Origin of the sequence: Phocaeicola massiliensis B84634 = Timone 84634 = DSM 17679 = JCM 13223, from assembly GCF_000382445.1 — a bacterium.
Classification (GTDB): Bacteria; Bacteroidota; Bacteroidia; order Bacteroidales; family Bacteroidaceae; genus Phocaeicola; species Phocaeicola massiliensis.
Genome location: NZ_KB905473.1, coordinates 421,958 through 448,234, shown reverse-complemented (window position 1 = coordinate 448,234; position 26,277 = coordinate 421,958). Strand labels below are relative to the sequence as shown.

The window sequence follows — 26,277 nt, the reverse complement described above, 5'->3', positions numbered from 1 at the left end:
TAGAGGCTGCCTTCACAATAGAAAGCAGCCTCTACCTTTATAATATTATGGAGTAAATATTATTCAGCCAATTTATTGTCTGAACCCAGCACGTTAATAATTTTGTGCTTGTACAGTTTTTCCATGTTGTCACGAGCCGGACCTAAGTACTTACGCGGGTCGAATTCTGCCGGTTTTTCAGCAAAAGTCTGACGGATAGCAGCAGTCATAGCCAAACGAGAGTCTGAGTCAATGTTGATTTTGCAAACAGCAGACTTGGCAGCCTTGCGCAATTCTTCTTCAGGGATACCGATAGCAGCCTTCAATGCACCACCATACTTGTTGATTGTTTCAACTTCTTCCTGAGGAACTGATGAAGAACCATGAAGAACGATGGGGAATCCCGGAAGTTTTTCCATTACAGCATCCAATACTTCGAATGCCAAAGGAGGAGGAACCATACGACCTGTAGCAGGATCAATGTGGCACTGTTCCGGAGTAAATTTGTATGCACCGTGAGAAGTACCGATAGAGATAGCCAATGAGTCGCAACCTGTACGAGTAGCAAAATCAATTACTTCTTCAGGGTCAGTATAAGTATGATGATCAGAAGAAACTTCATCTTCCACACCGGCCAATACACCCAATTCACCTTCTACAGTTACATCAAACTGATGAGCGTAGTCAACAACCTTCTTAGTCAAAGCAACGTTTTCTTCGTAAGGCAGGTGAGAACCGTCGATCATTACAGAAGAGAAACCTGAGTCGATACAGCTCTTGCAAGTTTCGAAAGTATCTCCGTGGTCAAGGTGAAGAACGATTTCAGGTTTTGCACAACCTAATTCTTTTGCATATTCTACAGCACCCTGAGCCATGTAACGCAACAAAGTAGCGTTAGCATACTGACGAGCACCTTTTGAAACCTGCAAAATAACCGGAGATTTTGTTTCTACTGCAGCTTTGATGATAGCCTGCATCTGTTCCATATTGTTGAAATTGAATGCAGGGATTGCATATCCACCTTTGATAGCCTTAGCAAACATATCTCTAGTGTTTACCAGACCTAAATCTTTGTAATTAACCATTGTTCTAATATTTATAATTGTTAGTGAATTAAATTCCATTGCAAAATTAAGCATAAATGTTCTAACTATGGCATTTTCGCTCTAAAATTATCTTATAAATTATGGTTTTATTAACTAATATCCATGCTAAATGTCTCAAACAGATTATATTGTAATGTCGACCTTGCAATATCGACAAACAATAAAATGCAGATGAAAAACAAAAAAAATGCTGCCGAAGTTTTTCTCTTTCAAAGAAATGACCTATCTTTGCAATCCAAAATTGAACCATTACACATTGTTGTTACCAAAACAGTAAAATAATAACAATAAAAACATATATAGAAATGAAAAAAGGTCTTCATCCAGAAAACTATCGTCCCGTTGTGTTCAAAGATATGTCAAACGGTGATATGTTCTTGTCTCGGTCAACTGTGGCAACTAAAGAAACCATCGAATTCGAAGGTGAAACTTATCCGCTTTTGAAAATTGAAATCTCTAGCACATCACACCCCTTCTACACCGGTAAATCTAAATTGGTGGATACAGCAGGTCGTGTTGATAAGTTCATGAGCCGTTATGGTAACCGCATGAAAAAGTAATTTGTAACTTCATTCAAGTTTCAAAATAAAAGGCTGCAACTCAAAAAAAGTTGCAGCCTTTTATTTTGACCAACATGTCGTCATTTCCTTTCAATAAACCTTCCCCCTACCCATTCATACACAATCGGCTCCTTTTTTATATAAACAGTCAGCTTTTCTCTTTCTGATTTTGCCAGATAATCAGGAGTGGTATAGGCAATACTTAAAACTGCACTGTCCGGTGAGAGTGTAGCTTTCAGAAGTTCCATATCAGCCTTCTCACGCAACAAAAGAAAATCTTCCTTCAAAGAATCAACAGGAAGATAAAATGCTTCAACCGATGGCAGCTTCATATAATCCTGCTTAGGGAGTTCCTGCCACTGAGTGGAAAAGAAGCGTATCTCACTATCACAAGCGGATGCACACACTGTATTCACCATACATACGATTTTCACCGAATCATTCAATGGTAGCAATTTCATTTCCATACTGCTTTTTGAAGTCGTTTGCAGGTACAGATAATCATCTGTCAGCTTCTTCAGTTCTGTCGGCTGACCGAACCGGTTTTTTACTTCCGCTTTCATGTTACTGGCAAGAAAATCAATACAATCTTCCCGGTTCACCTTTGTGAGCAATGGTGCAATAGAATCCGGCATCGACACAAACAACGCCTTCATATCCTGTGCCTGCACACCAACCACACTTGCTATACCAATCAATATACTTATCAGTTTTTTCATATTATCATCTTTCATTAAGCGCCCAAAGATACATATTTTCTCTCCTATTTGTCAACCATATAAGATTTTTTTCTACTTTTGTGCAATTGATAACCAACTAAACATGAAAGATACTATGTATTTACATCCGGAAATGGAGACGTTGACACGTCCCGAAATCGAGAAGCTGCAACTGGAACGCCTACAAAAAACCGTCCGTCATTGCATGAACTCTCCTTTTTATAAAAAACGTTTTGAAGATAACCACCTGAAACCCGAAGATATCCGCTCATTAAATGATTTACGCAAAATCCCTTTTACCACCAAACAAGACTTACGCGATACTTATCCCTTCGGAATGGCTGCCGTTCCTTTGGAGAAGGCAGTCCGTTTGCATTCATCCAGTGGCACAACCGGTAATCCGACTGTGATTCTTCACACACAGAAAGACCTTGACGAATGGGCCAACGCCGTTGCACGATGCCTCTACATGGTAGGCTTGCGCCCCGGTGATATCTTCCAAAACTCTTCCGGCTACGGAATGTTTACCGGCGGACTCGGTTTTCAATACGGAGCGGAACGCATGGGAATGCTTACCGTTCCCGCTGCTGCCGGAAACACCAAAAGACAATTGAAGTTCATCACCGATTTCGGAACCACCGCCTTGCATGCCATCCCCAGTTATGCTGCCCGCCTCTATGAAGTAATGGAAGAAATGGGCATTGATCCTCGTCGGGACACTAAGCTCAAAACATTAATCATCGGAGCAGAGCCTCATTCGGAAGAACAACGCCGCCGCATCGAAGATATGTTGGGAGTCAAAGCATATAATTCCTTCGGAATGTCTGAAATGTGTGGTCCCGGCGTAGCTTTTGAATGCCGGGAGCAAAATGGCCTGCACATTTGGGAAGATTACTATATCGTTGAAATCATCAATCCCGACACGCTGGAGCCTGTGCCCGACGGCGAAGTAGGCGAACTGGTGCTGACCACCATCAACCGCGAAGCGATGCCGATGTTGAGATACCGCACCCGCGACCTCACCCGCATTCTTCCGGGGGAATGTCCGTGCGGACGCCATCATAAACGCCTGGACAGAATGAAAGGCCGCAGTGATGACATGATTATCCTGAAAGGGGTAAATATCTTCCCGATACAAATCGAAACTGTATTGTTGCAGTTTAAAGAGTTGGGCAGCGACTACCTGATTACACTCGAAACAATGGAGTCGAACGATGAGATGACCATCGAAGTGGAACTCAGCCAATTATTTACCGATGACTATGCCCGCCTGCAAGCCCTTACCCGCGAGATTACACGACAGCTGAAAGACGAGATACTGGTTACTCCGCGAGTAAAACTTGTTCCAAAAGGCTCTTTACCCAAGTCGGAAGGCAAGGCTGTGAGAGTGAAAGACTTACGTAAAACTTTTTAAAAGATAAAATTATGACCGTCCAACAATTATCTGTCTTCATTGAAAACAAAGCGGGGACATTACTTAAAGTTCTGGAGTTATTGAAAGAAGCCAAGATTCAACTGATAGCTTCGACTATTGCAGATACGGTAGAATATGGAATTTATCGTATTATTTGTTCCGAACCGATGCGAGCTTATAACACGCTAAAAGAAGCCAATATATCGGTTGCCCTTTCGGATGTATTTGCCCTGACACTGGACAACCAGGTAGGCCGTGCTGCGGATGCAATTAAGATTTTCAGTGATGCCAAAATCGGTATTACCTATATGTATTCTTTCTTGTTGGGAGATAAAGGCATCCTGATTTTCCGAACAGATAATCCCGACCGCGCCAGAGAAGTAATTATCCTGAATAACCTCTCTTTCGTGGCAGACAAGGATTTATCGTCGCTGATTTAACAAGAGCTCGCGCAAGAAACGTGACAATCCTCTCATTTTGTCATCACCGGTGAAGAATCTGAATACATCTGCTTTGTGTTATCAGATTCTTCACTGATGTTCAGAATGGCAACGGTCCGGAATAAACAATGGCCCGGAGTAATGAAAAGCTTATCCTCTGCGCTTTAAAAAATCGGTAGGACTTTCACCAAAATATTCCTTATAACATTTTGTAAAATAGGAAGGCGAAGTAAAACCAACCTCATACGTTATTTCTGAAATAGTTTTTTCCGAAGAAGCAAGTAAAGAAGCAGCCTTCTTTAAACGGGCGATGCGCAACAGCTCCACCGGAGAATAATTAGTCAACGCTTTTATCTTGCGATAGAGTTGCACGCGGCTCATACCCATTTTGCTGCCCAACTCCTCCACGCTCAACTCCGAATCCGACATATTCTCTTCAATCAACCGACGGAAACGGTCTGCAAATCCTTTATCAATCTCACTGACCGGTTCTTTTGACAGAGTCGTTTTATCGCCAAAGAACTGCTGTAAACGATGGTGGTTTGCTATCAGATTACGGAGACGTGCCAATAACAACTTGGAATTGAACGGCTTGGCAATATATGAATCCGCCCCACATTCAAATCCGGCTATCCGCTGCTCGTCCAAAGAACAAGCCGTAAGTAACATCACCGGAATATGGGAAGTCTGCAATTCCGACTTCAATTGTCTGCAACACTCCAGTCCATCCATCACCGGCATCATCACATCACAGATAATAACATCCGGTACATACTTCATGGCCATTTTTACTCCCGTATGACCGTCCGGAGCCTCTATCACTACGTACTCATCTCTAAGCAACGACTTCACATAACTACGCACATCGGCATTGTCGTCAATCACCAAGACACACGCCTTGCTTTCATCCGGTTTCACCTCTTCCGTTTCTGCCTCCGACAGTTCTTCCACTACCGACCGGGACGGAATACCAATGCCTTCCGACTCTTTTCTTTCTATCTCTGTGGCAGACCACCTGTTGACAGGGATATCTATTGTAAACACCGTTCCCTTTCCCTCCATGCTATCCACGGCAATCGTTCCTCCGTGCAATTCCACAAAAGCCTTTGTCAACGCCAGTCCGATGCCCGAGCCGGCATGATTCACATCAATCTGATAGAACCGGTCAAAGATATGCCGGATATGTTGGACTGAGATACCCGAACCACTGTCACTGACCACCAGCCGCGCATACTCTTTTCCATCGGCTTGAGCAATAGCAGACAATGTCACCACAATGCTCCCATTTTCGGGAGTAAATTTAAAGGCATTGGAAAGCACATTAAAATAAATACGTTCCATCTTCTCGGCATCAAGCGCCATCTTATAATCCGCCTGTCCATTTTCCACATCCAATATAAAATGAATATGCTTCTTGAGCGCCAACGCACGAAATGCCCCACTCCACTCCTGCAACTGAGCACGCAAATCAATATTGGATAGAACCAATTCCAATTTTCCATTCTCATACTTGCGGAAATCCAATATCTGATTGACCAGCCTCAACAATATAGTCACATTTTTATGCACCATCTGCAACAAAGACCGTTGCCGGGATGTCAGCGCTTCATCTTCCAATAACTGTTCCACCGGAGCAGCAACCAATGTAAGCGGGGTGCGAAAATCATGAGATACATTCGTAAAGAACACCAATTTGGCATGAGTAGCTTCTTCCAATTGTTTAGAAAGGCTGATGAGTTGGTCACGCTGCTCTTCCAACTTTTTCTTTTGGGAAGAAAGCTCAGCATTCATCCGGTTCTTCATCCAATAAGCACGTACAATAATGCCCAACAATGCCGCAAACAGAATCAGAATAACCAGACAAGCATACAAAAACATAGTCTGCGCCGAATAACGCGACCAGAATTCATCAATCTGCCCGTTCAGTTTCTCTATCTTGCCGTCTTGTTCCAAAATATGGTCGGTCTGCAACTGCATCACGCGGGCATTGGTTTTATCCACCAATGCCGTAGAAAGTATATTTTCTTTTTCAAAAGGTCTTTTCTCCAAAATGTTCATCGCAATCTGCATCACCTTATCGCCACCGGTAGGATAAATAAAAGTAGCATCCAACACACCGCTTATCACCTGCTCCAGTCCATAATCTTTTCCGGGCAGTGCATCCACTCCCACAAAAAGCATTTCTTTTTCTCTTCCCTGCTGTCTGGCAGCCAGATAAGCACCGATAGCCATACGGTCATTCTGTGCAAACAGCAAATCAATATCTTTGTGAACACGTAAAACAGAATCCACCTTTTCGCCGGCCTGACTCTGTAACCAGCCGCCATCCACACTTCCAACTCTCTTTATATTCGGAATCCCGGCCAATGCATCCATCAATCCCCTATGCCTCTCCATGGCAGGTGTAGAGCCTTGCAGTCCTGTCACCTCAAAAATATTCCCCTTTCCATTCAAACGGCTGACAATGTAATGTCCCACATCACTGCCGATCTTATAATTATCCGCCCCGACAAAAGCCGTATAGTTGTCCGATAATATCTTACGGTCTACCACTACTACCGGAATTCCTTTCTTTATCGCCTTTTCGACCGATGGAGTAATAGCCGCCGCCTCATTGGGAGCGACGATTAACAAATCAACCTTCCGGTCAATAAAATAATTGATATCATTTATCTGATATTGGTTATTGTCTTTTGCCGTACGAAATTCCACCTGCACACCGTCGTAGAAAAGTGCTTCACGCTGCATTTCTTTATTCATCTTATGCCGCCATTCATCATCGCTGCATTGGGACACGCCGATGTGATAACGTGTATTCGTTCCGTCACACGAGGAAACAAGCGCTGCCAGGCAAAGCAGGAAATAGAGAAGACCGTTTTTCATATTCACAGATGTATTATGGAAACAAAGATAAAAGGAGAAGAGAAATAATACAAGAATTTGGAAAGAAAAGAAAAAGAGAATGTGTCAAAACCCAAATGACCTATCACTTCGTTCAGAATGATAGCATTATCTACGTTTTGACACATTTACATTTGCAATACCCAACAGCAGCTTTGGCCCTCGGGCAACTGCCGGCAAATAGTCGGGCAAGTGTATTTTTACATCAGCCGTTCCTTCAGGCGGACAGGCAATTCCGGCATAGCCCCATTCTGCGTACACACGTATGCAGAAACCTCTACCGCCAACTTATGTGCTTCCGCCACCGGCTTGCCTTTCAAGATAGCAGCCACAAAGGTAGCAGTGAACGAGTCTCCCGCACCCACCGTGTCTGCCACCTCCACCTTGGGTGTCTCCACAAAGGAAATCTCACCCGGAGTAAACACATAACTTCCATTCACCCCACAAGTCAGAATCAACATCTTCAAGTTGTACTTGGCGAGCAAAATCCAGCACTTGTCCTGCAAGTCGATGCCTGGATAACCAAACATACGGCTCACTGTCACCAGCTCTTCATCGTTAATTTTCAATATATTGCATCTTTTCATCGAATTGCAAAGAATTTCCTTCGTATAAAAGCCCTGACGCAGGTTCACATCAAAAATCTTGCACTGTCCCTCCCCGTCGGGCATAGCGTTCAGAAAGCTATTGATAGTCTCACGAGAAACCACACTGCGCTGTGCCAGCGAACCGAAACATACCGAACGGGTCTTCTTTGCCAGTTCCTCCAATGCAGAAGTGAAAGGAATATTGTCCCATGCCACGTTCTCCTTTATATCATACATCGGCACGCCGTTCGGGTCCAATTCCACTTGTACTGTCCCTGTAGGATAAGGTACTTTCTCAATCAGATAATTCAATTTCTTTGCATCAAAGTTCTTCAGTATCTCATTACCCAACTTGTCCTCTCCTACCGCACTGACTACGCGGCTGTCGAAACCGAATTGCGATACATGGTAAGCAAAGTTTGCCGGAGCACCTCCTATTTTCTTTCCTTCGGGCAGCACATCCCATAGTGCCTCGCCCATTCCTACGATAATATCATTCATGGTTATTTCTTTATTTTTAAGGTATATATTAACAAATAAATCACGCCTACGGTCATTACCGCTACAGCTCCCGTCTGTCCCACCGCATCAGCGGCAACTCCCATTGCCAATGGGAATACCGTGCCGCCGAACAAGCCCATTATCATCAGACCGGACACTTCATTCTTCTTGTCGGGGGCGGCAAACAGGGCCTGCGAGAAGATAATGGAAAACACATTGGAGTTTCCAAAACCAATCATGGCGATGCAAATATAAATAATTGTTTCGGTATGGAACATAAACAATCCCGCCATAGCCAACAACATTAACACCACGCTGAAGGCAAAAAACAGTTTGGCAGAAGCTTTCCTCAAGATAAAAGCACCCAAGAAACAGCCAATCGTGCGGAATATAAAGTATAGGCTGGTGGCAAAGCCCGCCTCGGCAAGTGTCATGCCCAAACGCTCTATCAATATCTTCGGGGCAGTGGTATTGGTACCGACATCGATACCCACATGGCACATGATACCGATAAAAGAGAGCAAAATGAACGGTTTTCCCAGCAAAGCCAGACAAGCCTTGAAACCGGAAGCCTTGTCAGGCTGTTCCTCCTCAATGGGAGTAGAGCCCAATAAAACGATGGCAAGCACTGCAATCACCATATACATAGGAAACAACACTCTCCAACCCAGTCCGAAAGTGGGAATAGTCTGGGTGGCTCCCCACATGGCAATATAAGGAGCCAGAAAAGAAGCGATTGCTTTGACAAATTGACCGAAAGTAAGGGTACTTGCCAATTTATCCCCCGTTATAATATTGCTCAACAAAGGATTCAGAGAGGTCTGCATCAGTGCATTGCCAATGCCCAGCAAAGAGAAAGACAACAGCATGATGACATAACCATCGCCGAACACGGGAATCAGCAAAGAGGCAAAAGTCACAGCAAGGCTCAGAAGCACTGTCTTCTTACGGCCTATCTTATTCATCAATATTCCTGTGGGAACCGAGAAGATAAGGAACCAAAAGAAAACCAGCGACGGAAAGATATTGGCCTGCGCATCCGTCAGGTTCAAGTCGACCTTGACATAATTGGAAGCAATACCCACCAAGTCTACAAACCCCATGGCGAAGAAACAGAGCATCACCGGGATTAATTTGGCATATAGATTTTTATTGTTGTTCATGGTTTTATTATCTATTGTTTTTTCTGTACGTTGTTCTTATTCATTCACCGTAGGGGAAGATACATGGGTCCGCCCCTACGGGAACACCCGACCTAAAATCACAAGCCTAACTTATACACTGTGAAATCCGAAACTTTCATTTCCCCTCCTTCACTATAAAAACGAAGCGTGTCATAAGGTTCATTCGGAAAGACCAAATTAGTCATGGCTATGCGTCCGCCATCCACAAATATCTCGATAGAGCATTTATCCACAAAGACATTCAGATGATAAGTTTTGCCTTCGCACAAAGAGAGTGGAGCCCAAGTGCCCAGGGCAAAATCATTCTTATAGTTCACTGAAAGTTTCATGCGATGATTATCTGTCTCCTTCTCGTGCACATTAAATTTACTCGGTTCACCCAAGTCAGTAATTCCACTCTCTGTACGGTCCATCACCAGCCTGTTTTCTTTCATATCCAGATAAATATTCACTTTCTCACCCTTGCCGTTCAGCAACTCGAAGCCTGCCAACTGCGATGCCCCCGGAGTAATATCCATCGAAAGTTCATACGCTCCATCTGTGTTGGGAACCAATTCCTCCAACCGGCTCTCCCCATTCACAACCAGACTGCCCACCTCATGCTCATCTTTGCGCAAAGCCTCCGTTTCTTTCACCGCATCGGCAGCCATGTATATCTCTCCGTCCTTTGTATAAAGGCTCAATTCGCGAGGCAACGAATTGGCGCTGCGATATTGTTTGGTGGGAAGGATATTGGCATACTGCCAATTGCTCATCCAGGGCACGGCAATCGTGCGCTCTCCCGTATTCGAGAAGCAAACGGTAGCATAATGGTCCTTGCCATAGTCCAGCCATTTAGTCACTTCGGGTTTTGTGTCACATTTAAATTCCTTTCCGTCAAAGTCACCGATAAAATACTGTGTAGCGCTACCGCCAAACATGCATCCCGGATTGATATTGACAATCAATGCCCACTTCATGCGGTTCTTATCACCGTCCACAGGCAACTGAATAAAATCGGGACACTCAAATTGGCTGGGCTGTACTCCGTAACCTTCACCGAAACCGCTCATAAACTCCCAGTCTTTCAAGTTCCGAGAAGAATAGAAACGCATCTCTTTGTCGGCAGATACCACCATCACCCATTTTTGGTCGGGTTCATACCAAAAGACCTTCGGGTCACGGAAGTCTTTCAATCCGTCAAAAGGAGTCAGAATGGGATTGTTCTCGTATTTGGTATAGGTACGTCCATTGTCGGTGCTGTATGCCATGCACTGAATCTGACCATTCTTGTCACTGGCCGAAGTATAGAAAGCAACCATTGTATTTTCACCGTAGCCTGCGCTGTTCTTTGTATCCACCACTGCACTCCCCGAGAAGATATGTCCCAGAGTATCCCTTGCAATGGCAGGGTCAAGATGCTCCCAATGCACCAAGTCCTTGCTCACGGAATGTCCCCAATGCATATTCCCCCATACCGATCCGTAAGGATTATACTGGAAATAAAGGTGATATTCACCGTCTTTATAAACCAGCCCGTTGGCGTCATTCATCCAGCCATAAAGCGGAGTGTGATGATAAACGGGACGGAATTTGTCTCTGTTGGTTGTATCAAAGGTATCTGCAACCTTAATGCTGTCCCAACAAAGGGCATCGGCTGCCACATTCTTCACAACAACGACAGCTTCAGCGGCTCCCTGCGGTAAAGCAAACGGAACATAATATTCAACACTGTCTGTAGCCAGACGAACATCCATATAAGTATCCGCCGGACTGCCGGTATCCAGTTTTACCTGTCCTTCATTGCTGCTTTCCTGAACGGGAAGCAACAGATACTTGGCGGGAGAAGCAATGCGTACAACGGTCATTGTATCTCCTTGATGCTCGAACACCGGATTATTTTTCTGTGACTGACAAGAAACCGTGCCTGCTGTAAAGGCTAAACCCAATGCAAGGTTCACTAAATTTGTTTTCATGGAATATATGGTATTAAAAGTTTTATTATTAAAATCAGAATGTAATTTTTGCTGCAAACTCTACGGTAAACGGACGGATGTAGCTTCCTGCCATCCATGCCCCGTTATAAGCGGCAGCATTTTCCTTATCCACCAGTTCCGCACCCGAGATGCTTCCTTTTGCCCCCGTCTGGTTGAGGAAGTTAATGACAGTTCCGCTGAGTGACAAGTGTTTGTTCACGTTCCAGTTGACACCGCCAAAGGTTTCCCAACGTCCGTTAAAGTAATAAGCGTTCTTAATATTGGCATACGTCTTGCTAAAATAACGAAAACTGGCCCATACCTTCAAATCTTTTGTAATATTATAACTCGGATCGAGTTCAATCAGCACCTTGGGTATTTCGGTCACAATATTGCCTGTAGCATTGATGCCCGAGGTGGTTCCGTCACCAAAAGTCACCTCCGTTTCATATTTCTTGTACTTCGGACTTTGGTAAGTAAACAGAAAATGAAAATCAAACCCTTTGAAAGGTTTTACTACCGCATCCGTTGTCCATCCGATGGTTTCAATATCATAGCTCAATGCTGCGGCTTTGATATCCTTATCGTTATGGGGGTTTATCAGATTCAGCGTAGAGTTGTTATTCGTTTTGGCAATATAAGTAAACAAAGAAGTCAGGCTAATCCAATCGTTATTAAAATAAATACCCGCACGTCCCAACGGAATGGTTATCTTATCTACATTCGGCATCTCGGCAGGCGCAAAATTCGACATGTTCGGGCGCTGGGTATTGTAAGTGAAATCGGCAGTAAAACCAAACTGTTGTGTCATCTTATAGGTAGCCGCCGCCGTGAAAGCCATATTGAGCCAATCATAACCATAGCCGCGAGGAGCAATCTTAGTGCCGTCGGCTGCCACTGCCCCGATGTGGTAATTGGCAAAACGGCCTACCGCTTTTCCGTCTGCATTGTAAACAGCCAGATTCTTTCCCGTCAAACGCTGGTATTCAAAACGGGCGCCATAATACACATTCCATTTATCAGTAATATCCCAATCGTGAGTAGCATAAAGAGCCAGCTTGTTTTCATGACCTTTATAGTATTCCGAAGCATTCTGGTTCAGGTTATAATAAGGAGTATCACCATAATGATGAATGTCTTTGGTATCGGCGCTGTAAAGAATCTGAGGATATTCTTCCACCGTATGGTCGTACATCGTAGTGTTTGAAGCATAGTCTACATCGTAATACCATTCGTTCAAGCCCACACGCCAAGTCATGTTGTCATACTTCCGTGACAGTTCGGTGGTAAAGAAGAACTCGTCGATACTGCCGCGATTGAAACATGACATACGGCTCTGCACATATCCTTCGTAAGGGGTCAATGTCCCGTCCGATACTTTCCGGCTATAGCCGTCCGCCAAGGTTTTCTTTTCCATCGACATGGGAGTCTGGTAGAGATAAGAACCCAATGCGTGGTCATACTTCATATTCACAGTCCACTCCAACCCGTTATCCCATTTGTAACGGTTCAACAATGTGAATTGATTACCTTTGCTGGCAGTGGCGTCATAAAGACTTGTCTTTTTCATCTCGCCCGTACGTATATCCATATAGACAATGTCAGAAACATCGGGAAGATAAGACGAAGTACCGAGACTGAATCCGGGAATTTCTTTCACACTGCCGTCGCCCACATAAATAAACGGTGCGCCGGTAGTGGCATTTGACAACCAGTGACTATTGCTGTAATGGTAGATAGCCGACAATTGTCCGCGACCTTCATGGTAGAACTTTGTCAAAGCAAACTTATAGATTTGTGTGCGGTCCTGATATTGGGCGAAACGGAGTTTGAACGAACCCGGGTCAAAGTTCTGATAAACGCTTCCGCTGTAGAACCAGTCCTTGCCGATGCTTCCGTTTAAATTGAAATCAAACTGCTGTTTGCCGAAGTGATTGGTATTATAATTCAGCACACCATTAAACCGCTTCTCTTTATTCAGGCCCAATTCGGTGAAAGAGTTCACAGCATAACCGATGTTTCCGGTAGTAATGGCCGTTTCGGATATTTTAAGCAGTCCGGTATGTCCCAAACTGCTGTCTCCGCGCCAATGAGTATTTACATTATGAGGATTTGAGTTATAGACCACGGGCAAACCGTTTTCGAGTACATTGACATCGCCGCCGGGCAATCCGATGGAAATTTCACGGGGACCATTGGCACTGGCTGCATTCAGCATGACATTTCGATTACCTTCTTCCTTAGAATTAGAAAGGACTTTGGCTGAGTCTTGTTGTGCGTGGCTGTTCAAGCAAGCGGCTGCCCATATCATAAGGAGCACGCCCATTCTGTTCATTCGCTGATTCTTGTTCATAGCATTAAATATTTTTAGAAGTTTTTCTGAGGCAAAGGTATGGGTTGTCTCACAACACTTCTAAAACATTTGTTGCATGAGATAGCTCTTTTGTTTCATCGTAACAAAAGTGCTCAATTATGTAACATTCTCAGCATACAGAAGTAATTCCGAAAGTCCTTTCACACCTCACGCATCCAAAAACCGCCATTCCATCGAAGAAAATTGTGAAAGGACTATCATTATGGTAATAATTTGTAATTTCATACTGCTACTATTTTGGTCTTCTCATATTTCAAGTGTTTTTCTAATTTATTTGACTTCAATATTCTTAATAAAACGAACCGGATTACCTGCTGCTACAGCCACAGGCGGCACATCTTTGGTTACAACTCATTCCACCAAAAGATGTCCGAATAACGTAATGTATTGATTCTGCCCGTCATTTCTTTATTTAATTATAACTACTATTTCTTTTACAAAGAGAATTCTTTTCTAAAGAAATCATTTTGCTGTATCGCTCAAAATTATATCTTGCCCCTAAACTCTTTTTTCCGGCAGATTAATAGGTTTTTACGGTATGATTAAGTACTTTTGTACTGAATACTAAGACAGACTCCGCCAACAGACTGTACAGTCCGTTACAGTAGACCGTACAGTCCATTACCGCAGACTATACAATCCATTGCAGCAGATTATAAAAGCCCATAGGAAGAAAGCCCTTAGCCTTCAGGAAGAAATGACTTAATTCTCTTATCAAAAAGCATTAACATGACAGCAAAGTATGATTTCAAAACGTCACCCGACATACAGGGGGACAAGGAGCAGGCTACTCTGTATCCGCAACTTGTAGTATCGGGCACAAAAGACCTGACAGATTTGGCTAAGGAGATAGCCCGACGTTCCACCATCAAGGAAGGAACGGTTATGGGACTGTTCTGTGACCTGGAAAACATTATCGCCAATTATCTGGCAGACGGTTATAACGTAAAATTGGGAGAGCTGGGCACTTTGTCCGCCACCCTGACCTGTCGCAAGGTGGCGGACAAACGCGAGATACGCGCCGCATCGGTACACTTTGACAACGTGAAATTCAAACCTACCCGGCAATTCCGCAAGGAGATACGTGCCAAAGGTGAATTGGAACGCGCAGAATATGGCTTCCGGGTTTCTTCCTCCCAATATTCGGAAGAAGAACGCTTTGCATTACTGACGGTCTATCTGAAGGAACATTCCGTCATTAACTGCAAAGAGTATTGCAAACTTACGGGACTGCTGAAGACAAAAGCGGGCATGGAACTGCGCCGGTGGGACAACGAAAAAAAGATAGTAAGAGAGGGACGGACCCCTCACGTGATATACAGGGCGGTGCCGGAGGCTTAATTCAATGCTTGTTCGCATTCCGCCGGAAAGAGTGCAAGTTATCATGAGTTTCTCTTTCCGCACGTTTGATTCTTATGAAAACAAGAGGCTGCTCCCAAAGATATATTGCGTTATCTTTTTGAACAGCCTCTTGCAAGAAGGTTATTCGCCCCTCTTATTTGGTTGGCTTTTTATACCATTCTTGATGTGAATTTCTATCTTCACCCCACGCACCAAAACCTTCATATTTCTCATTAATCATCTGGCGTTCTGCCGGATATGCCCAATCTGTAGGAATACATAAAGCAAAAGGTACACCGCCCAGTTGAAACTCAGGGTCGTCTTGTGAGATATAAACTCTTAGATTCGGGTTATTCTTTTCATGAATATAAAAGGCTATGTCTCCAAGACTTGTTATATTTTTGATAGTTTGCTTGGGCATATCTGCCAGCGTAGAAGGACCGGGATTTACTATGGTACCGGCCGATACACCTAAAGCTTCGTGCACACTGCTCCATAAAATATTGTCCCGACCGTTAACCTTATAGCCGGCAGATAGTTCTTTGGTTGCTCCGGCAGCTGCCAATGCGATTGTGACCTGTCCATTGTTTACAGCCGTCACTTTCAACACGACATCATTAAAATCATAGTCACCGGTCGTAGTAGTAATATCCTCAAAGACATAAGTAAAGATAGCCAAAGGCGGAGTTGTCGAAGGTTCCTCTTTATCATAATCGGGATTACAACCCTGCGCATGGTCTCCAATGGTTACATTCACCAATAATACATGACCGGAGACAGCCCAAGAGTCAAAAAAGTCATTTCCACATGTCACATAAGTAACTCCGCTCATTGTAAGTTCTCCTTTATCATCATCATACAAGGCTTTGTTAACACACAGCAGCAAAGGCTTATCCTTATCCTGTACGCCTGCATCACTGTTCAGCCGAACACTCTTCTCAAATTCCAGACTTTGGGTCTTAAAGATACTTTTACCGGCCATATTTAAAATTGCATTTTCCAATTCAGCCTTTCCCCCACAATGAATGAATCCGCTATTATTAAAGATTACATCCTTACCATCAGAGCCATCTAATTTAAAATCTTCACCAAGATGTAAATTGCAATTATTCTGTAACCGGTAGCCCGAACTTACTTTAAATCCATCACAAGCATAATAACCATCATTTACCCAGGTAGCACTTGATTTGTTCTCATTGGCACCATCAGTGCTGTTACTATCTATCGATGTTTCATAAGATACACACTGTCCACTTTCTCCATTATAGAATTCCCCTGCACTCAACTCAAAATCAGCTTCTATATATATTATTCCATAATTAACAAGTTCGGCTTCTTTATTCTGCATGTAAAAATCATCTCCATTAATAGTAACTGTTCCTTCATTGTAAATAGAACCTTTCAAAGTAAAATCTTTATCGTCCTTTCCGGTTCCGTTAATACGTAACGTCCCCCCTTTACATACAACGATTGTTCCTTTGTCAATCTTATCAACATTGAGAGTCAAGGTAATACCGGACTTAATGTACAGTTTAGTATCTTCCGAAAGATTTATCTTATCAGCTTTTAGGTTCTTTGAAATGTAGTAAGCCCCATTCCTCACATTTCCGGTAATGTCTTTCTCGGCCAATTCTTCAGCATCACTCGGACAAACAAAACCGGGAGCCGGCAAATTATCAATCGTAATATTAGCAGCCCGTTCAGAAACCGCACGCTGAGTTGCAGAACGTCCGAAAGCAGCAACAAACTTATCATCTTTAAGGGCAGCAACAGTCACTTCGCAATCCTTAGTTCCCACTTGGCGCATCACGTATGCATATTCCATGGCCGACGGTGCATCAAACTTCAAGGTGGCAGTAGTTCCATCTTTCACATCTGCCACAGCAAGCACATGCGCATCATTCTCTACCTTAAAAGGATTGTCTGTCAATACTTTGACAGTATAAACAGCCCCGGTTCCCGCATTTATCGTTATATCCAGAGTACGTACAGCCATCATATTCCAATCCTGATCAGGGTCAATATCCTTTATCGGAAAATTTTCTTTTGCTTCTTCTTTCACTCGCCCTGAATCGAACAAATCTTTACGGTCTGTGCACGAAGCAAATGCAACTAGTACCATCCATAGAATTAATAGTTTCTTCATATCATAATAAGTGTTAGCGTAAACAAAAGTAAATCTCTACCAAGGGTTTGACAACCTCTTTTCTCCGATGAAACCGGTAACTTATGATAAATTACTTATCAGCATAAGGGTATTCACCATTGGCTGTATCCCATTTTTCTTTAAACTCAGGCATGTGTTCTTCATACCACCTTGTATAAATTGTATGGTTCTGTGCCCAGTTTGCAAAGTAACGATAAAGAGCGGTTATCTGATTACGCTCTCTCGGAAATACCCAATCTCCGGGAATGCAAAGTCCATAAGGAGGATAAGTAGAAGCGGGAGTTACTTGGGACGCAACATGTATTGTTATATTGTTCGCATTATCGGCCTCATATATATAAAAGTCTCCATTGTCTTTCAATGTACCGGTTATAGTGATTTCCTTTTCTACAGAAGTACCGTTAGGACCACTACCGGTATTTATCAACGTACCGGGATCACAGTTCATAGCCGCATGAACCTCTCCAAATAAATCTGATTGAGAATTTGCCCCGTTCGATGTATCCGTAAATCCCACCTTCAAATTCTTAGCAGCACCGGCGGCAAACAAAGTCACAGTTGCCTTTCCGGATTCATCGGGGACTGTAACTTTTAACACCACATCATTAAAGTCAAAGTCACCGGCTTCACGGGTCATGTCTTCAAAAACGTATGTATACACTTGAGGAATATCTGTAGCATCCGAGTTCGTTCCGCCACCGTTCGTCGTATAATTATAGCCACATCCGACCGGTTCTCCTAATCGTACTTGTTCTACTTTTACAAGCTGTGCACCATCCGAAAAATTTGTATTACCGGTATACCCTTTCAATGCGACCTCTAACTCACCGGAATAAGTAATACTCTCATCGGGAGTTTTAATACAAACCCCACTTACCCAAAACAGAGCCTTTTCATCTGAACCGACTCCGGTCACATCAACCTTTCCATTCTGGTATTCCACGTTGTCTTTTACATGGAATACACTCTTGGAACCTAACCTCAAAGGTATATTCCCATTTGTTTTCAGCGTATTTGTTTCAAAAGAAGAGCCACCATCTTGTTCAAATGCAAAGCCCTCCCCATTTTGGAAATAAGTAGAACTAAGGATTTCCATCCTGCACCGGTTATAAATATAAGAACTACGGGTATCTAAAGAATTAGCTTTGACAGTTCCTTCTTCATTTATTAATTCAGAACCTCCGGTCATGGTCACATCCTGCAATGAAGCAGATTGAAGATTTACAAAAGTTGCCTTTCCGGACATGGCGAATGTTGTCTTCCCGGTTATTTCAAAACTACCGTCATTATATATATATCCACCCGAAGAGTTAGATGCCCCCGCAACAGTAATTTTCCCCTTATTGTATAAAGAACAATTAATGCTTATTCTATTAAGCTTCATCGTTGAATTTTGCGCGATATAGAAAACCGTATTAGGGTTAAATGTTTCAGCAGCAGTGGCATCCAAAGTGCTACCCTCCAATAAGTAAACCACTAATCCGTCAGGATAAGCACCTGTTATTGTAACATTTCCTTTAATATATAGCGTATAGTTGCCATAACGTAGTTCATAAGAGCCGTCATTCATATAATATCCACCACGCATTTCAGCCCATTGTATCGGATACTGTTTAGCATCTGCAGGCACCTCTTTCAAGAAATTCTTCTCATCAGGCACCTTGTAATCCCAACTGCTTCTTGCCATAGCGCTTCTCTTTCCTGCCTCACTTCCTTGCTCTTCCCAAGAAACCGAAGGACGACCGACCTTCATATCTGCCACCTTTACCCAGCCATTGTACATTTTATCTTCAAAAAGTACATAAACAGATTCAATGGCTTTGGGTACATCAAAAGTAAATAATACTGTTTCTCCGTCTCTTACCCCCGTTTTCTTAGCCAACAACCGAGCATTGCCTTCAGAGTTCAAAGGATTATCCGTATATACTTTCACAGTATAAACCTCGCCTGTCTTTTGATTGATAGAAACAGACAACGTTCCTACCGCAGCCATATTCCAATCCTGACTCGGGTCAATGTCTTTCACCGGAAAATTCTCTTTTGCTTCTTCATCGATATGATGGGGGTCAAAGAAGTCTTCTTTCTTCGTACAAGAGAACAAGACAGAGATACACAATAATAAAAAGATGCTTTTCTTCATAATAAGCTTGTTTCAAGTTAATCACATTTTATACAAAGATATGAAATATAAAAATGATTAAGCAAAGAAAAAGCCTTCAAATTAGTTCATAAGCATCTAGTTTTCAAATATTTATTCTCGCTTGAATAATATACCTATACTTTTGATTAATTTACCGATATCTATACTTTGGCCGTTTTACTTTTATAGATAAGATATCCTCCCAATAATATCAAAGGTACACTCAACCATTGTCCGATATTCAGGGTCATATTCGTTTCTTCCACCACTTGCGGATTCTTCATAAACTCCAATGCGAAACGCGAGCCAAAGAAAATGAGCAGGCTCACTCCGGTAATTAATCCCACACGATTCTGCAAATGGTATTTATGATACATCACCCATGCAGTTACGCCCGCCACCAAACAATAGAGCATTTCATAAATCTGGGTAGGGTGACAAGGTAAACCTTCATATAACTGATGCCATTCACGCGAACGCACAAACTCAAAGCCCCACGGTAAGGTAGTGGGATAACCATAAATCTCGGAATTCATCAAGTTGCCGAAACGGATACAGAAGCACACCACCGCAACTGCCGGAATCATTCGGTCAAACAACCACCAGACACTCTTCTTCGTCACTTTCTTAGAATACCAGACAAGGGCGAGAATAATGGCAAAGACTCCTCCGTGACTTGCCAGTCCGCCTTTCCAAATCTTTAATATCTCAGCCGGATGCACCGAATAATAATCCCATTCATAGAATAAGCAATGTCCCAACCGGGCCCCTATCACCGTACTGACAATGCAATAAACAAAAAGCTTGTCTACCCAGTCTTCAGGATATTTTTCTTTTTTGAAAAGGCGACCGACCATCTCATAAGCCAAGATAAATCCCAGTCCCCACATCAAACCATACCAACGCACTTCCCAACTGCCAACCTTAAACCATACGGGATCTACATCCCACAGAATACTAGCTATCATTGTTTTATTTCTTTGTTTATTTATATAAGCACAAAGGAAATAAAAAAATCCCTTCCCCGAAATAAATCAGAGAAGAGATTTCCCTATTCCTTATATATTATGATATTTTACACCAAATGTGCAATCAATTCCTCGCGGTCTCCATACATCAAATCGATAACCGGAACTTCAATCATTGTATAGCATCCCGGTTGCTGTTTCATTGTAGCGCGTGCTACACATACCAACACCTGAGCTGTCAGAGCCGGATTATTAATCTTCATATCAAACTCAAACAACTGATTGTGAGTCTTGCCCGACACTCCTTTACGAACCAGATTAACACCATGTCCCACATCATTCAAGTCGTCTACACAAGGCACCTGAATAACATGTGTCTCATCATTGACAAAATAAGGATCGTTCTTAACAGCCGCTTCAACAGTCTTGAAATCCGCTCCTTCTTCCAGTTCCACATAAACCATACGACGGTGAATACCTGTACCTACAGGAATAGTCATAGACAGAGCATCTTTCACCCCTGCAATAGCACGAACGGCTACAGAGTGTCCCATACTGCGACCCGGACCAAAATTGGTATAAGTAATGCCTTTCGGAGCAATTGCTTCCAAGAGGGTACGTACTACCGAGTCACTTCCCGGATCCCATCCTGCCGAAATAATGGCAACAGCATTGCCTGCTTTGGCCGATTCGTCCAGCGAACGGCGCAGTGCGGTAATCTGTGTATGGATATCAAAACTATCTACCGTATTGATGCCCATAGCCAGAATTTCTTTCGCATATTTTTCTACACTGCGAGTCGGAGTAGCCAAAATAGCAACATCTACATCTTTCAGTTCCTTTATATCTTTAACAACAGCGTATGGTTCCAGTTCTGCCGGTTTGTTTTCGGCTCCATTACGGCGAACAATACCTGCGATTTCAAAATCGGGAGCTGCTTCCAGAGCTTCCACTACATACTTACCAATGTTACCGTATCCAACGACGGCTGCTCTAATTTTATTCATCTTTATTGGTTTTAGTTTACTATTATCTTTTATTTAGCTGCAAAAATAAACATTTTGCCTCATTCTTTTGTTCTTCCAAACCTAATATTTTAAAAATATTCTTGCCTAACTTATAATTTGAAAGATAGATATCCTATTTTTGCAAAGAACTGTAAATTACAAACTAGAAGAATCATGATAGAATATATTAAAGGAGACATTGCAGAGATTACTCCGGCAATGGCGGTGATAGATTGCAACGGAGTGGGCTATGGAATCAATATCTCGCTGAATACTTACTCGGCCATTCAAAATCAAACACGTACCAAACTCTATATTTATGAAGCCATCCGTGAAGACGCATACGTGCTCTACGGATTCTCTACCAAGCAGGAAAGAGAACTGTTTTTACTGTTAATCTCGGTATCGGGTATTGGAGGAAATACCGCAAGAATGATTTTATCGGCCCTTTCTCCTTCCGAATTATGCGGGGTAATCAGTTCGGGAAACGACAAACTGCTGAAAACAGTTAAGGGTATCGGACTGAAAACAGCCCAACGCATCATTGTCGATTTAAAAGACAAGATAGCCTCTTCCGGCATGGAAACGGTCAACAGTGAAATGTTTGCAAGCGCTGCCAACTCGGAAATTCACGATGAAGCTGTAGCTGCACTGACTATGCTGGGATTTGCACAGGCTGCTTCACAAAAGGTAGTGGCAGCCATATTGAAAGAAGAACCAAGCGCCCCTGTTGAAAAAGTCATTAAGCTGGCTCTGAAAAGATTATAAAAAGAGAAGTGTGGCAAAGCATTTTGTTGTAGTGGCATTCCACGTGTTGGCTGCTACAACAAAATGCTTTAATATCTATTTATCTTCTTCCGGTTTGTCTTCCTGCATCTTACGGGTAACAAATTCTATTTTCAGCATAGCTTCCTTTTTATCTTTCCGAATCTGCTCCATACCCGATAAGATACGCGCCAACCCGGTCAACTCGGCAATTGCTTTACGGTCATTGGGATGCATAACTGTTCTATAAGTTTTATCCCCTATAAATTGAAGTTGGATATTCTTATCTTTATTGGCAACAATGAACCCGATAACGCCACCGTCATCGCCCATTTTATAATCAGCTTTCTCAATGGCACGCCCCAAATCCGTCGTCTCATAACTGTCTTTGGACGCGGGAGTTTCGGCAAAAGTATCGCCCACACTGACTTTCACTGCTGCATGATGAAGCTTCCCACCGGCACAATAAATAGAGGTAATAGACATCTCGCCCTGCTCATTCACTTGTCCGCGAAGAAAAGAACGACCGATATTCTTTTCCACTGTCTGAGTAGGATAGAAATAATTACCTACTTCCTGATAGGCTGTATCTTTTTCCAATACAAAATTGCCTTTGATTGAATCCAACTGAGCCTGCTTCACCTGCATCATACTGTCCAAATAAACCAAACTCTTCTGCTGTTCCTTCAAGTCAACTTGTTGCATCAACCTAATTCCCTGCTTCCTGGCCTCAAAAGCCTTTGGATATAAAATACGGATACTATCTATCTGCAACTTGGCTTCATTAAAGTTCTCTTGCTTCAATGCCGTTTCCGCTTTTTGCAAATGCAGTTGAGCCTTCTTTTCGCCGCCATCGTCACAAGCCGCCAGTAATAAGGCAAATAATGCCACTAATCCTATCTTTTTCATGTATTTAAACGTTTTATATGAGGACAAAAATACAATTAAATTGCTTTACTTCCCCTATTCACAAGCAAAAAAACATAAAACCCAGTTATTCTTTAAATATATAAGCGATAACAATGAAGAAAAATAACCTGCACACAAACAAAGGAGTGCTTAAAAAAATATTTATTTCTACAAACATTCGTTTATATATTTGGCTCATACCTCCATTATTAATAACTTAGTTTCCGATATTCCTTTGTCTATACTTATTATTTAAATTTACGGGTATATACCAACAAAAGAATATGATAGGTTCTTTCTGTTTCTATATATCAAACAAACATCTTAATTTAACCATTATGAAAAAAATATTTTTATCGCTTGCTTTTCTTTTTGGTATCGGAATGTCTGTTATGGCCGATAATACTATGCAAATTAAAAATGATACTATTGCCGTTGAAGACGGATTTAAAACAATAGACTTGAAAGAAGTCCCTCAATCCATCAAAGACGCTATAGCTAAAAAAGCCCCTGGTTCCACCCTCAAAAGCGCTTCTCTTTCTCTAAAGCAAGAAGGTGTAAAATCGTACAGAGTAGTGTATGTAACCAAAGAAGGAGTAGAAAATAGTATTCTCATAAATCTGAAAACAGCCCCTAAAAAACAATAGTCTATTCAATGATATCAAAGGAATATTTGTTAATATCAAAAAAGGTCATTGTGCTACACAGTGACCTTTTTTAGTCTCACTAACAGTTCTTCAGCAGTTCATTTTCTCATTGTCATTCCGCTTTTGCCAAGCATGCTCCCTCAACAATCAAACGGTTCTTTTCCAATGTTCCCATACCCCAATACTTATTTTGACATCCTCTTTATCCTTTCAATAGGTATCTATGGAAACGTTTGGTATAGTGCTGCAAAAAATGTAATTTTGCATCTCATTAAGATGAGTATGGAATTGAAAGAACATTTTAATAGCAAAATATTTGCCCTAATTTCCGAGACAGCTGATGAATTGGGATTGGAATGTTATGTGGTAGGTGGCTATGTACGAGATATATTTTTAAATCGCCCTTCTAAAGATATAGATGTAGTAGTGGTGGGCAGTGGCATAGAAATAGCTCAAGCTTTCGGCAAAAAACTGGGACGTGGTGCGCATGTCTCTGTTTTCAAGAATTTCGGAACAGCACAAGTGAAGTTCAAAGACACGGAAGTGGAGTTTGTCGGTGCCAGAAAAGAGTCGTATAGCCACGACAGCCGCAAGCCGATAGTGGAAGACGGAACACTGGAAGACGACCAAAACCGACGTGATTTCACCATCAATGCAATGGCGGTATGCCTCAACAAAAAACGTTTCGGCGAACTGGTAGACCCATTCGGCGGGATGGATGATTTGAAAGAGCGTACAATCCGTACACCACTTGACCCGGACATCACCTTCAGCGATGACCCACTTCGCATGATGAGGTGTATCCGTTTTGCCACCCAACTCAATTTTTATATTGATGACGAAACGTTTGAGGCGCTGTCGCGTAACAAAGAACGTATCCATATCATTTCAAAAGAACGCATTGCTGACGAACTGAACAAGATACTGCTTGCCCCCATCCCCTCTAAAGGTTTCATAGAGCTAGACCGTTGCGGATTATTGCCACTCATATTCCCTGAGTTTTCGGCATTGCAAGGAGTAGATGTCAAAAACGGCCGCGCGCACAAAGACAATTTCTATCATACACTGGAAGTGGTGGATAATATATCCAAACATACCGACAATTTATGGCTGCGCTGGGCTACCCTGCTGCACGATATCGGCAAACCCAAGACCAAGCGATGGGAACCCCGCATCGGATGGACTTTCCATAATCATAACTTCATCGGCGAAAAGATGATTCCTGATATTTTCCGCAAAATGAAATTGCCGATGAACGAGAAGATGAAATATGTACAGAAACTGGTCGGCCTGCACATGCGTCCCATCGTAATTGCCGATGATGTGGTAACCGACTCGGCCGTACGCCGTCTGCTGTTCGAAGCCGGAGATGACATTGATGATCTTATGATGCTCTGCGAAGCGGATATCACCTCAAAAAATGAAGCGCGAAAGCAGAAATTCCTGGATAACTTCAAACTGGTACGTCAGAAACTGAAAGATCTGGAAGAGAAAGACCGCATACGGAATTTTCAGCCACCGGTAGACGGAGAAGAAATCATGCGTGTATTTGATATGAAGCCTTGCCGTGAAATCGGTAGCCTGAAAAGCGCCATCAAAGACGCTATTCTAGACGGGGTAATCCCAAACGAGCACGATGCCGCTTTTGAATACATGCTGAAAAAAGCAAAACAAATGAAATTAACACCCAAAAACCTATAAACAAATTGGCAATACACTACACAAAAGGGGAAGAATGGGCAAACGCCCTGTCACACGGCATTGGTATATTAATAGGTATCATTGGCGGAGGGTATTTGCTACATATTGCCATGAAAAGTGGAGATGTGTGGGCAGTGAGAGGAATGTGGCTCTACCTGTTCGGTATGCTTGCCTCATATATTACTTCCACTTGGTACCATTCCAGCCGGCCGGACACCCGGCACAGGGAAGTATTGCGCAAATTCGACCATGCCGCCATCTATCTGCACATTGCAGGCAGTTATTCTCCCATCATGCTGGTCAGCCTACGCGAAGCGGGTTATTGGGGTTGGGGAATATTCAGTTTTGTATGGCTGTGTGCATTCATCGGAACCACTCTCTGCTTTTGCAGACTGAAAGAACACAGTTATCTGGAAACAATCTGTTACATAGCGATGGGATGCAGCATCTTTGTTGCCTTCAAACCTTTATGCAATCATGTACCTTCCTTATTTATCTATTGGCTCATTGCCGAAGGTGTCTCATACATCACCGGCGCCGTATTTTACTCCTTCCATAAATTACCCTATATGCATTCTGTTTTCCACCTCTTTGTATTAGGTGGGACAATCTGCCACATGATAGCATTGTGGTACATTTTATAACATCCCTATCATCAACAAGTTATCCGTTTTGGAAAACTTATTTTTATTTTTTAATAGAGAAGTTTTCCGAAATGTTATATCTTTGCAGCTGTTCAATGAAGGTGAAGTTAACCGTTCTAAAAAGGGAATGCTGTGAAAATCGGCGACAGTACCCGCTGCTGTAATTCTCGAAGAGCCGAAACAAGATGCCACTGCAAATCATTGTGGGAAGGCGTTTCCGGGGAGAGATAAGTCAGAAAACCTGCCTCATAGAACAAACAAGTTCTTT

Annotated in this window: 20 protein-coding genes and 1 riboswitch; of the genes, 8 read left to right on the top strand and 12 right to left on the bottom strand. The window is 42.7% G+C overall.

Going from position 1 to position 26,277, the window contains the following annotated elements; genetic code table 11:
• Window positions 1-59 precede the first annotated feature (59 nt).
• Complete coding sequence (locus tag HMPREF1534_RS04290; RefSeq protein ID WP_005943012.1) at window positions 60-1,064, bottom strand: class II fructose-bisphosphate aldolase; 1,005 nt, start codon at window positions 1,062-1,064, stop codon at window positions 60-62.
• A gap of 326 nt (window positions 1,065-1,390) precedes the next feature.
• Here HMPREF1534_RS04290 and HMPREF1534_RS04295 point away from each other — a divergent pair, with 326 nt between their 5' ends.
• The gene (locus HMPREF1534_RS04295) at window positions 1,391-1,645 is read left to right on the top strand and encodes a type B 50S ribosomal protein L31 (protein WP_005943009.1); all 255 of its coding nucleotides are present in this window, start codon (window positions 1,391-1,393) and stop codon (window positions 1,643-1,645) included.
• An 80-nt stretch (window positions 1,646-1,725) separates the two neighbouring features.
• Here HMPREF1534_RS04295 and HMPREF1534_RS04300 read toward each other — a convergent pair whose 3' ends face one another.
• Window positions 1,726-2,364, bottom strand: a complete 639-nt coding sequence (locus HMPREF1534_RS04300; protein WP_005943007.1) for a DUF3256 family protein — start codon at window positions 2,362-2,364, stop codon at window positions 1,726-1,728.
• A gap of 115 nt (window positions 2,365-2,479) precedes the next feature.
• On the opposite strand from HMPREF1534_RS04300, the gene HMPREF1534_RS04305 reads away from it, so the two are divergent.
• Both HMPREF1534_RS04305 and HMPREF1534_RS04310 read left to right on the top strand, forming a co-directional pair.
• Window positions 2,480-3,778, top strand: a complete 1,299-nt coding sequence (locus HMPREF1534_RS04305; protein ID WP_005943005.1) for a phenylacetate--CoA ligase family protein — start codon at window positions 2,480-2,482, stop codon at window positions 3,776-3,778.
• An 11-nt stretch (window positions 3,779-3,789) separates the two neighbouring features.
• On the top strand, window positions 3,790-4,218 hold the full coding sequence (locus tag HMPREF1534_RS04310; protein WP_005943003.1) for a hypothetical protein: 429 nt from the start codon (window positions 3,790-3,792) through the stop codon (window positions 4,216-4,218).
• Window positions 4,219-4,368: 150 nt separating this feature from the next.
• Here HMPREF1534_RS04310 and HMPREF1534_RS04315 read toward each other — a convergent pair whose 3' ends face one another.
• From HMPREF1534_RS04315 to HMPREF1534_RS04335, 5 genes are all read right to left on the bottom strand, one after another.
• On the bottom strand, window positions 4,369-7,101 hold the full coding sequence (locus tag HMPREF1534_RS04315) for a hybrid sensor histidine kinase/response regulator transcription factor (RefSeq protein WP_005943001.1): 2,733 nt from the start codon (window positions 7,099-7,101) through the stop codon (window positions 4,369-4,371).
• A gap of 218 nt (window positions 7,102-7,319) precedes the next feature.
• Window positions 7,320-8,207 carry a carbohydrate kinase family protein gene (locus HMPREF1534_RS04320; RefSeq protein WP_005942999.1) on the bottom strand — a complete coding sequence of 296 codons (888 nt, stop codon included), beginning with the start codon at window positions 8,205-8,207 and terminating at the stop codon, window positions 7,320-7,322.
• A 2-nt stretch (window positions 8,208-8,209) separates the two neighbouring features.
• A complete protein-coding gene (locus tag HMPREF1534_RS04325; RefSeq protein WP_005942998.1) occupies window positions 8,210-9,370 on the bottom strand; it encodes an MFS transporter in 1,161 nt (386 codons plus the stop codon).
• A 98-nt stretch (window positions 9,371-9,468) separates the two neighbouring features.
• On the bottom strand, window positions 9,469-11,346 hold the full coding sequence (locus HMPREF1534_RS04330; RefSeq protein ID WP_005942996.1) for a GH32 C-terminal domain-containing protein: 1,878 nt from the start codon (window positions 11,344-11,346) through the stop codon (window positions 9,469-9,471).
• A gap of 34 nt (window positions 11,347-11,380) precedes the next feature.
• Window positions 11,381-13,699: a TonB-dependent receptor gene (locus tag HMPREF1534_RS04335; protein WP_005942994.1), complete on the bottom strand. Its 2,319-nt coding sequence runs from the start codon at window positions 13,697-13,699 to the stop codon at window positions 11,381-11,383.
• Window positions 13,700-14,449: 750 nt separating this feature from the next.
• Between HMPREF1534_RS04335 and HMPREF1534_RS04340 the strand changes: the two genes are divergently transcribed.
• Window positions 14,450-15,061, top strand: a complete 612-nt coding sequence (locus HMPREF1534_RS04340) for an HU family DNA-binding protein (RefSeq protein ID WP_005942992.1) — start codon at window positions 14,450-14,452, stop codon at window positions 15,059-15,061.
• A 154-nt stretch (window positions 15,062-15,215) separates the two neighbouring features.
• Here HMPREF1534_RS04340 and HMPREF1534_RS04345 read toward each other — a convergent pair whose 3' ends face one another.
• The 4 genes from HMPREF1534_RS04345 to HMPREF1534_RS04360 all read right to left on the bottom strand — a co-directional run bounded on the left by HMPREF1534_RS04345 (window position 15,216) and on the right by HMPREF1534_RS04360 (window position 21,343).
• Window positions 15,216-17,207: a DUF4842 domain-containing protein gene (locus HMPREF1534_RS04345; protein WP_005942991.1), complete on the bottom strand. Its 1,992-nt coding sequence runs from the start codon at window positions 17,205-17,207 to the stop codon at window positions 15,216-15,218.
• A gap of 91 nt (window positions 17,208-17,298) precedes the next feature.
• Window positions 17,299-19,368: a DUF4842 domain-containing protein gene (locus tag HMPREF1534_RS04350; RefSeq protein ID WP_005942989.1), complete on the bottom strand. Its 2,070-nt coding sequence runs from the start codon at window positions 19,366-19,368 to the stop codon at window positions 17,299-17,301.
• A 161-nt stretch (window positions 19,369-19,529) separates the two neighbouring features.
• Window positions 19,530-20,336: a prolipoprotein diacylglyceryl transferase gene (lgt, locus tag HMPREF1534_RS04355; protein ID WP_005942987.1), complete on the bottom strand. Its 807-nt coding sequence runs from the start codon at window positions 20,334-20,336 to the stop codon at window positions 19,530-19,532.
• Between the two features lie 107 nt (window positions 20,337-20,443).
• Window positions 20,444-21,343: a diaminopimelate dehydrogenase gene (locus HMPREF1534_RS04360; RefSeq protein ID WP_005942985.1), complete on the bottom strand. Its 900-nt coding sequence runs from the start codon at window positions 21,341-21,343 to the stop codon at window positions 20,444-20,446.
• A 174-nt stretch (window positions 21,344-21,517) separates the two neighbouring features.
• Here HMPREF1534_RS04360 and ruvA point away from each other — a divergent pair, with 174 nt between their 5' ends.
• Window positions 21,518-22,111: a Holliday junction branch migration protein RuvA gene (gene ruvA / locus HMPREF1534_RS04365; protein WP_005942983.1), complete on the top strand. Its 594-nt coding sequence runs from the start codon at window positions 21,518-21,520 to the stop codon at window positions 22,109-22,111.
• 75 nt (window positions 22,112-22,186) lie between these two features.
• Here the strand turns inward: ruvA and HMPREF1534_RS04370 are convergent, their stop codons facing one another.
• Entirely contained in the window at window positions 22,187-23,017 is an 831-nt protein-coding gene (locus tag HMPREF1534_RS04370; RefSeq protein ID WP_005942981.1) for a hypothetical protein, read from the bottom strand.
• Between the two features lie 338 nt (window positions 23,018-23,355).
• On the opposite strand from HMPREF1534_RS04370, the gene HMPREF1534_RS04375 reads away from it, so the two are divergent.
• From HMPREF1534_RS04375 to trhA, 3 genes are all read left to right on the top strand, one after another.
• The gene (locus tag HMPREF1534_RS04375) at window positions 23,356-23,664 is read left to right on the top strand and encodes a hypothetical protein (RefSeq protein WP_005942977.1); all 309 of its coding nucleotides are present in this window, start codon (window positions 23,356-23,358) and stop codon (window positions 23,662-23,664) included.
• A gap of 282 nt (window positions 23,665-23,946) precedes the next feature.
• Complete coding sequence (locus HMPREF1534_RS04380; RefSeq protein ID WP_025066828.1) at window positions 23,947-25,365, top strand: CCA tRNA nucleotidyltransferase; 1,419 nt, start codon at window positions 23,947-23,949, stop codon at window positions 25,363-25,365.
• A gap of 5 nt (window positions 25,366-25,370) precedes the next feature.
• Window positions 25,371-26,009 (top strand): PAQR family membrane homeostasis protein TrhA, encoded by a 639-nt coding sequence (trhA, locus tag HMPREF1534_RS04385; RefSeq protein ID WP_005942973.1) that lies wholly within the window; start codon window positions 25,371-25,373, stop codon window positions 26,007-26,009.
• Between the two features lie 82 nt (window positions 26,010-26,091).
• Window positions 26,092-26,271: riboswitch (cobalamin riboswitch) on the top strand.
• Window positions 26,272-26,277 lie beyond the last annotated feature (6 nt).

Excerpts from the sequence above, each read along its gene's own strand:
- HMPREF1534_RS04375 (WP_005942977.1), top strand. The coding sequence starts at position 23,356 with ATGAAAAAAATATTTTTATCGCTTGCTTTTCTTTTTGGTATCGGAATG.
- HMPREF1534_RS04310 (WP_005943003.1), top strand. The coding sequence starts at position 3,790 with ATGACCGTCCAACAATTATCTGTCTTCATTGAAAACAAAGCGGGGACA.
- HMPREF1534_RS04305 (WP_005943005.1), top strand. The coding sequence starts at position 2,480 with ATGTATTTACATCCGGAAATGGAGACGTTGACACGTCCCGAAATCGAG.
- HMPREF1534_RS04290 (WP_005943012.1), bottom strand. The coding sequence starts at position 1,064 with ATGGTTAATTACAAAGATTTAGGTCTGGTAAACACTAGAGATATGTTT.
- HMPREF1534_RS04330 (WP_005942996.1), bottom strand. The coding sequence starts at position 11,346 with ATGAAAACAAATTTAGTGAACCTTGCATTGGGTTTAGCCTTTACAGCA.
- HMPREF1534_RS04360 (WP_005942985.1), bottom strand. The coding sequence starts at position 21,343 with ATGAATAAAATTAGAGCAGCCGTCGTTGGATACGGTAACATTGGTAAG.
- lgt (WP_005942987.1), bottom strand. The coding sequence starts at position 20,336 with ATGATAGCTAGTATTCTGTGGGATGTAGATCCCGTATGGTTTAAGGTT.
- HMPREF1534_RS04370 (WP_005942981.1), bottom strand. The coding sequence starts at position 23,017 with ATGAAAAAGATAGGATTAGTGGCATTATTTGCCTTATTACTGGCGGCT.
- HMPREF1534_RS04380 (WP_025066828.1), top strand. The coding sequence starts at position 23,947 with ATGGAATTGAAAGAACATTTTAATAGCAAAATATTTGCCCTAATTTCC.
- HMPREF1534_RS04315 (WP_005943001.1), bottom strand. The coding sequence starts at position 7,101 with ATGAAAAACGGTCTTCTCTATTTCCTGCTTTGCCTGGCAGCGCTTGTT.
- HMPREF1534_RS04350 (WP_005942989.1), bottom strand. The coding sequence starts at position 19,368 with ATGAAGAAAAGCATCTTTTTATTATTGTGTATCTCTGTCTTGTTCTCT.
- HMPREF1534_RS04320 (WP_005942999.1), bottom strand. The coding sequence starts at position 8,207 with ATGAATGATATTATCGTAGGAATGGGCGAGGCACTATGGGATGTGCTG.
- HMPREF1534_RS04325 (WP_005942998.1), bottom strand. The coding sequence starts at position 9,370 with ATGAACAACAATAAAAATCTATATGCCAAATTAATCCCGGTGATGCTC.
- HMPREF1534_RS04335 (WP_005942994.1), bottom strand. The coding sequence starts at position 13,699 with ATGAACAAGAATCAGCGAATGAACAGAATGGGCGTGCTCCTTATGATA.
- HMPREF1534_RS04340 (WP_005942992.1), top strand. The coding sequence starts at position 14,450 with ATGACAGCAAAGTATGATTTCAAAACGTCACCCGACATACAGGGGGAC.
- ruvA (WP_005942983.1), top strand. The coding sequence starts at position 21,518 with ATGATAGAATATATTAAAGGAGACATTGCAGAGATTACTCCGGCAATG.
- HMPREF1534_RS04345 (WP_005942991.1), bottom strand. The coding sequence starts at position 17,207 with ATGAAGAAACTATTAATTCTATGGATGGTACTAGTTGCATTTGCTTCG.
- HMPREF1534_RS04300 (WP_005943007.1), bottom strand. The coding sequence starts at position 2,364 with ATGAAAAAACTGATAAGTATATTGATTGGTATAGCAAGTGTGGTTGGT.
- HMPREF1534_RS04295 (WP_005943009.1), top strand. The coding sequence starts at position 1,391 with ATGAAAAAAGGTCTTCATCCAGAAAACTATCGTCCCGTTGTGTTCAAA.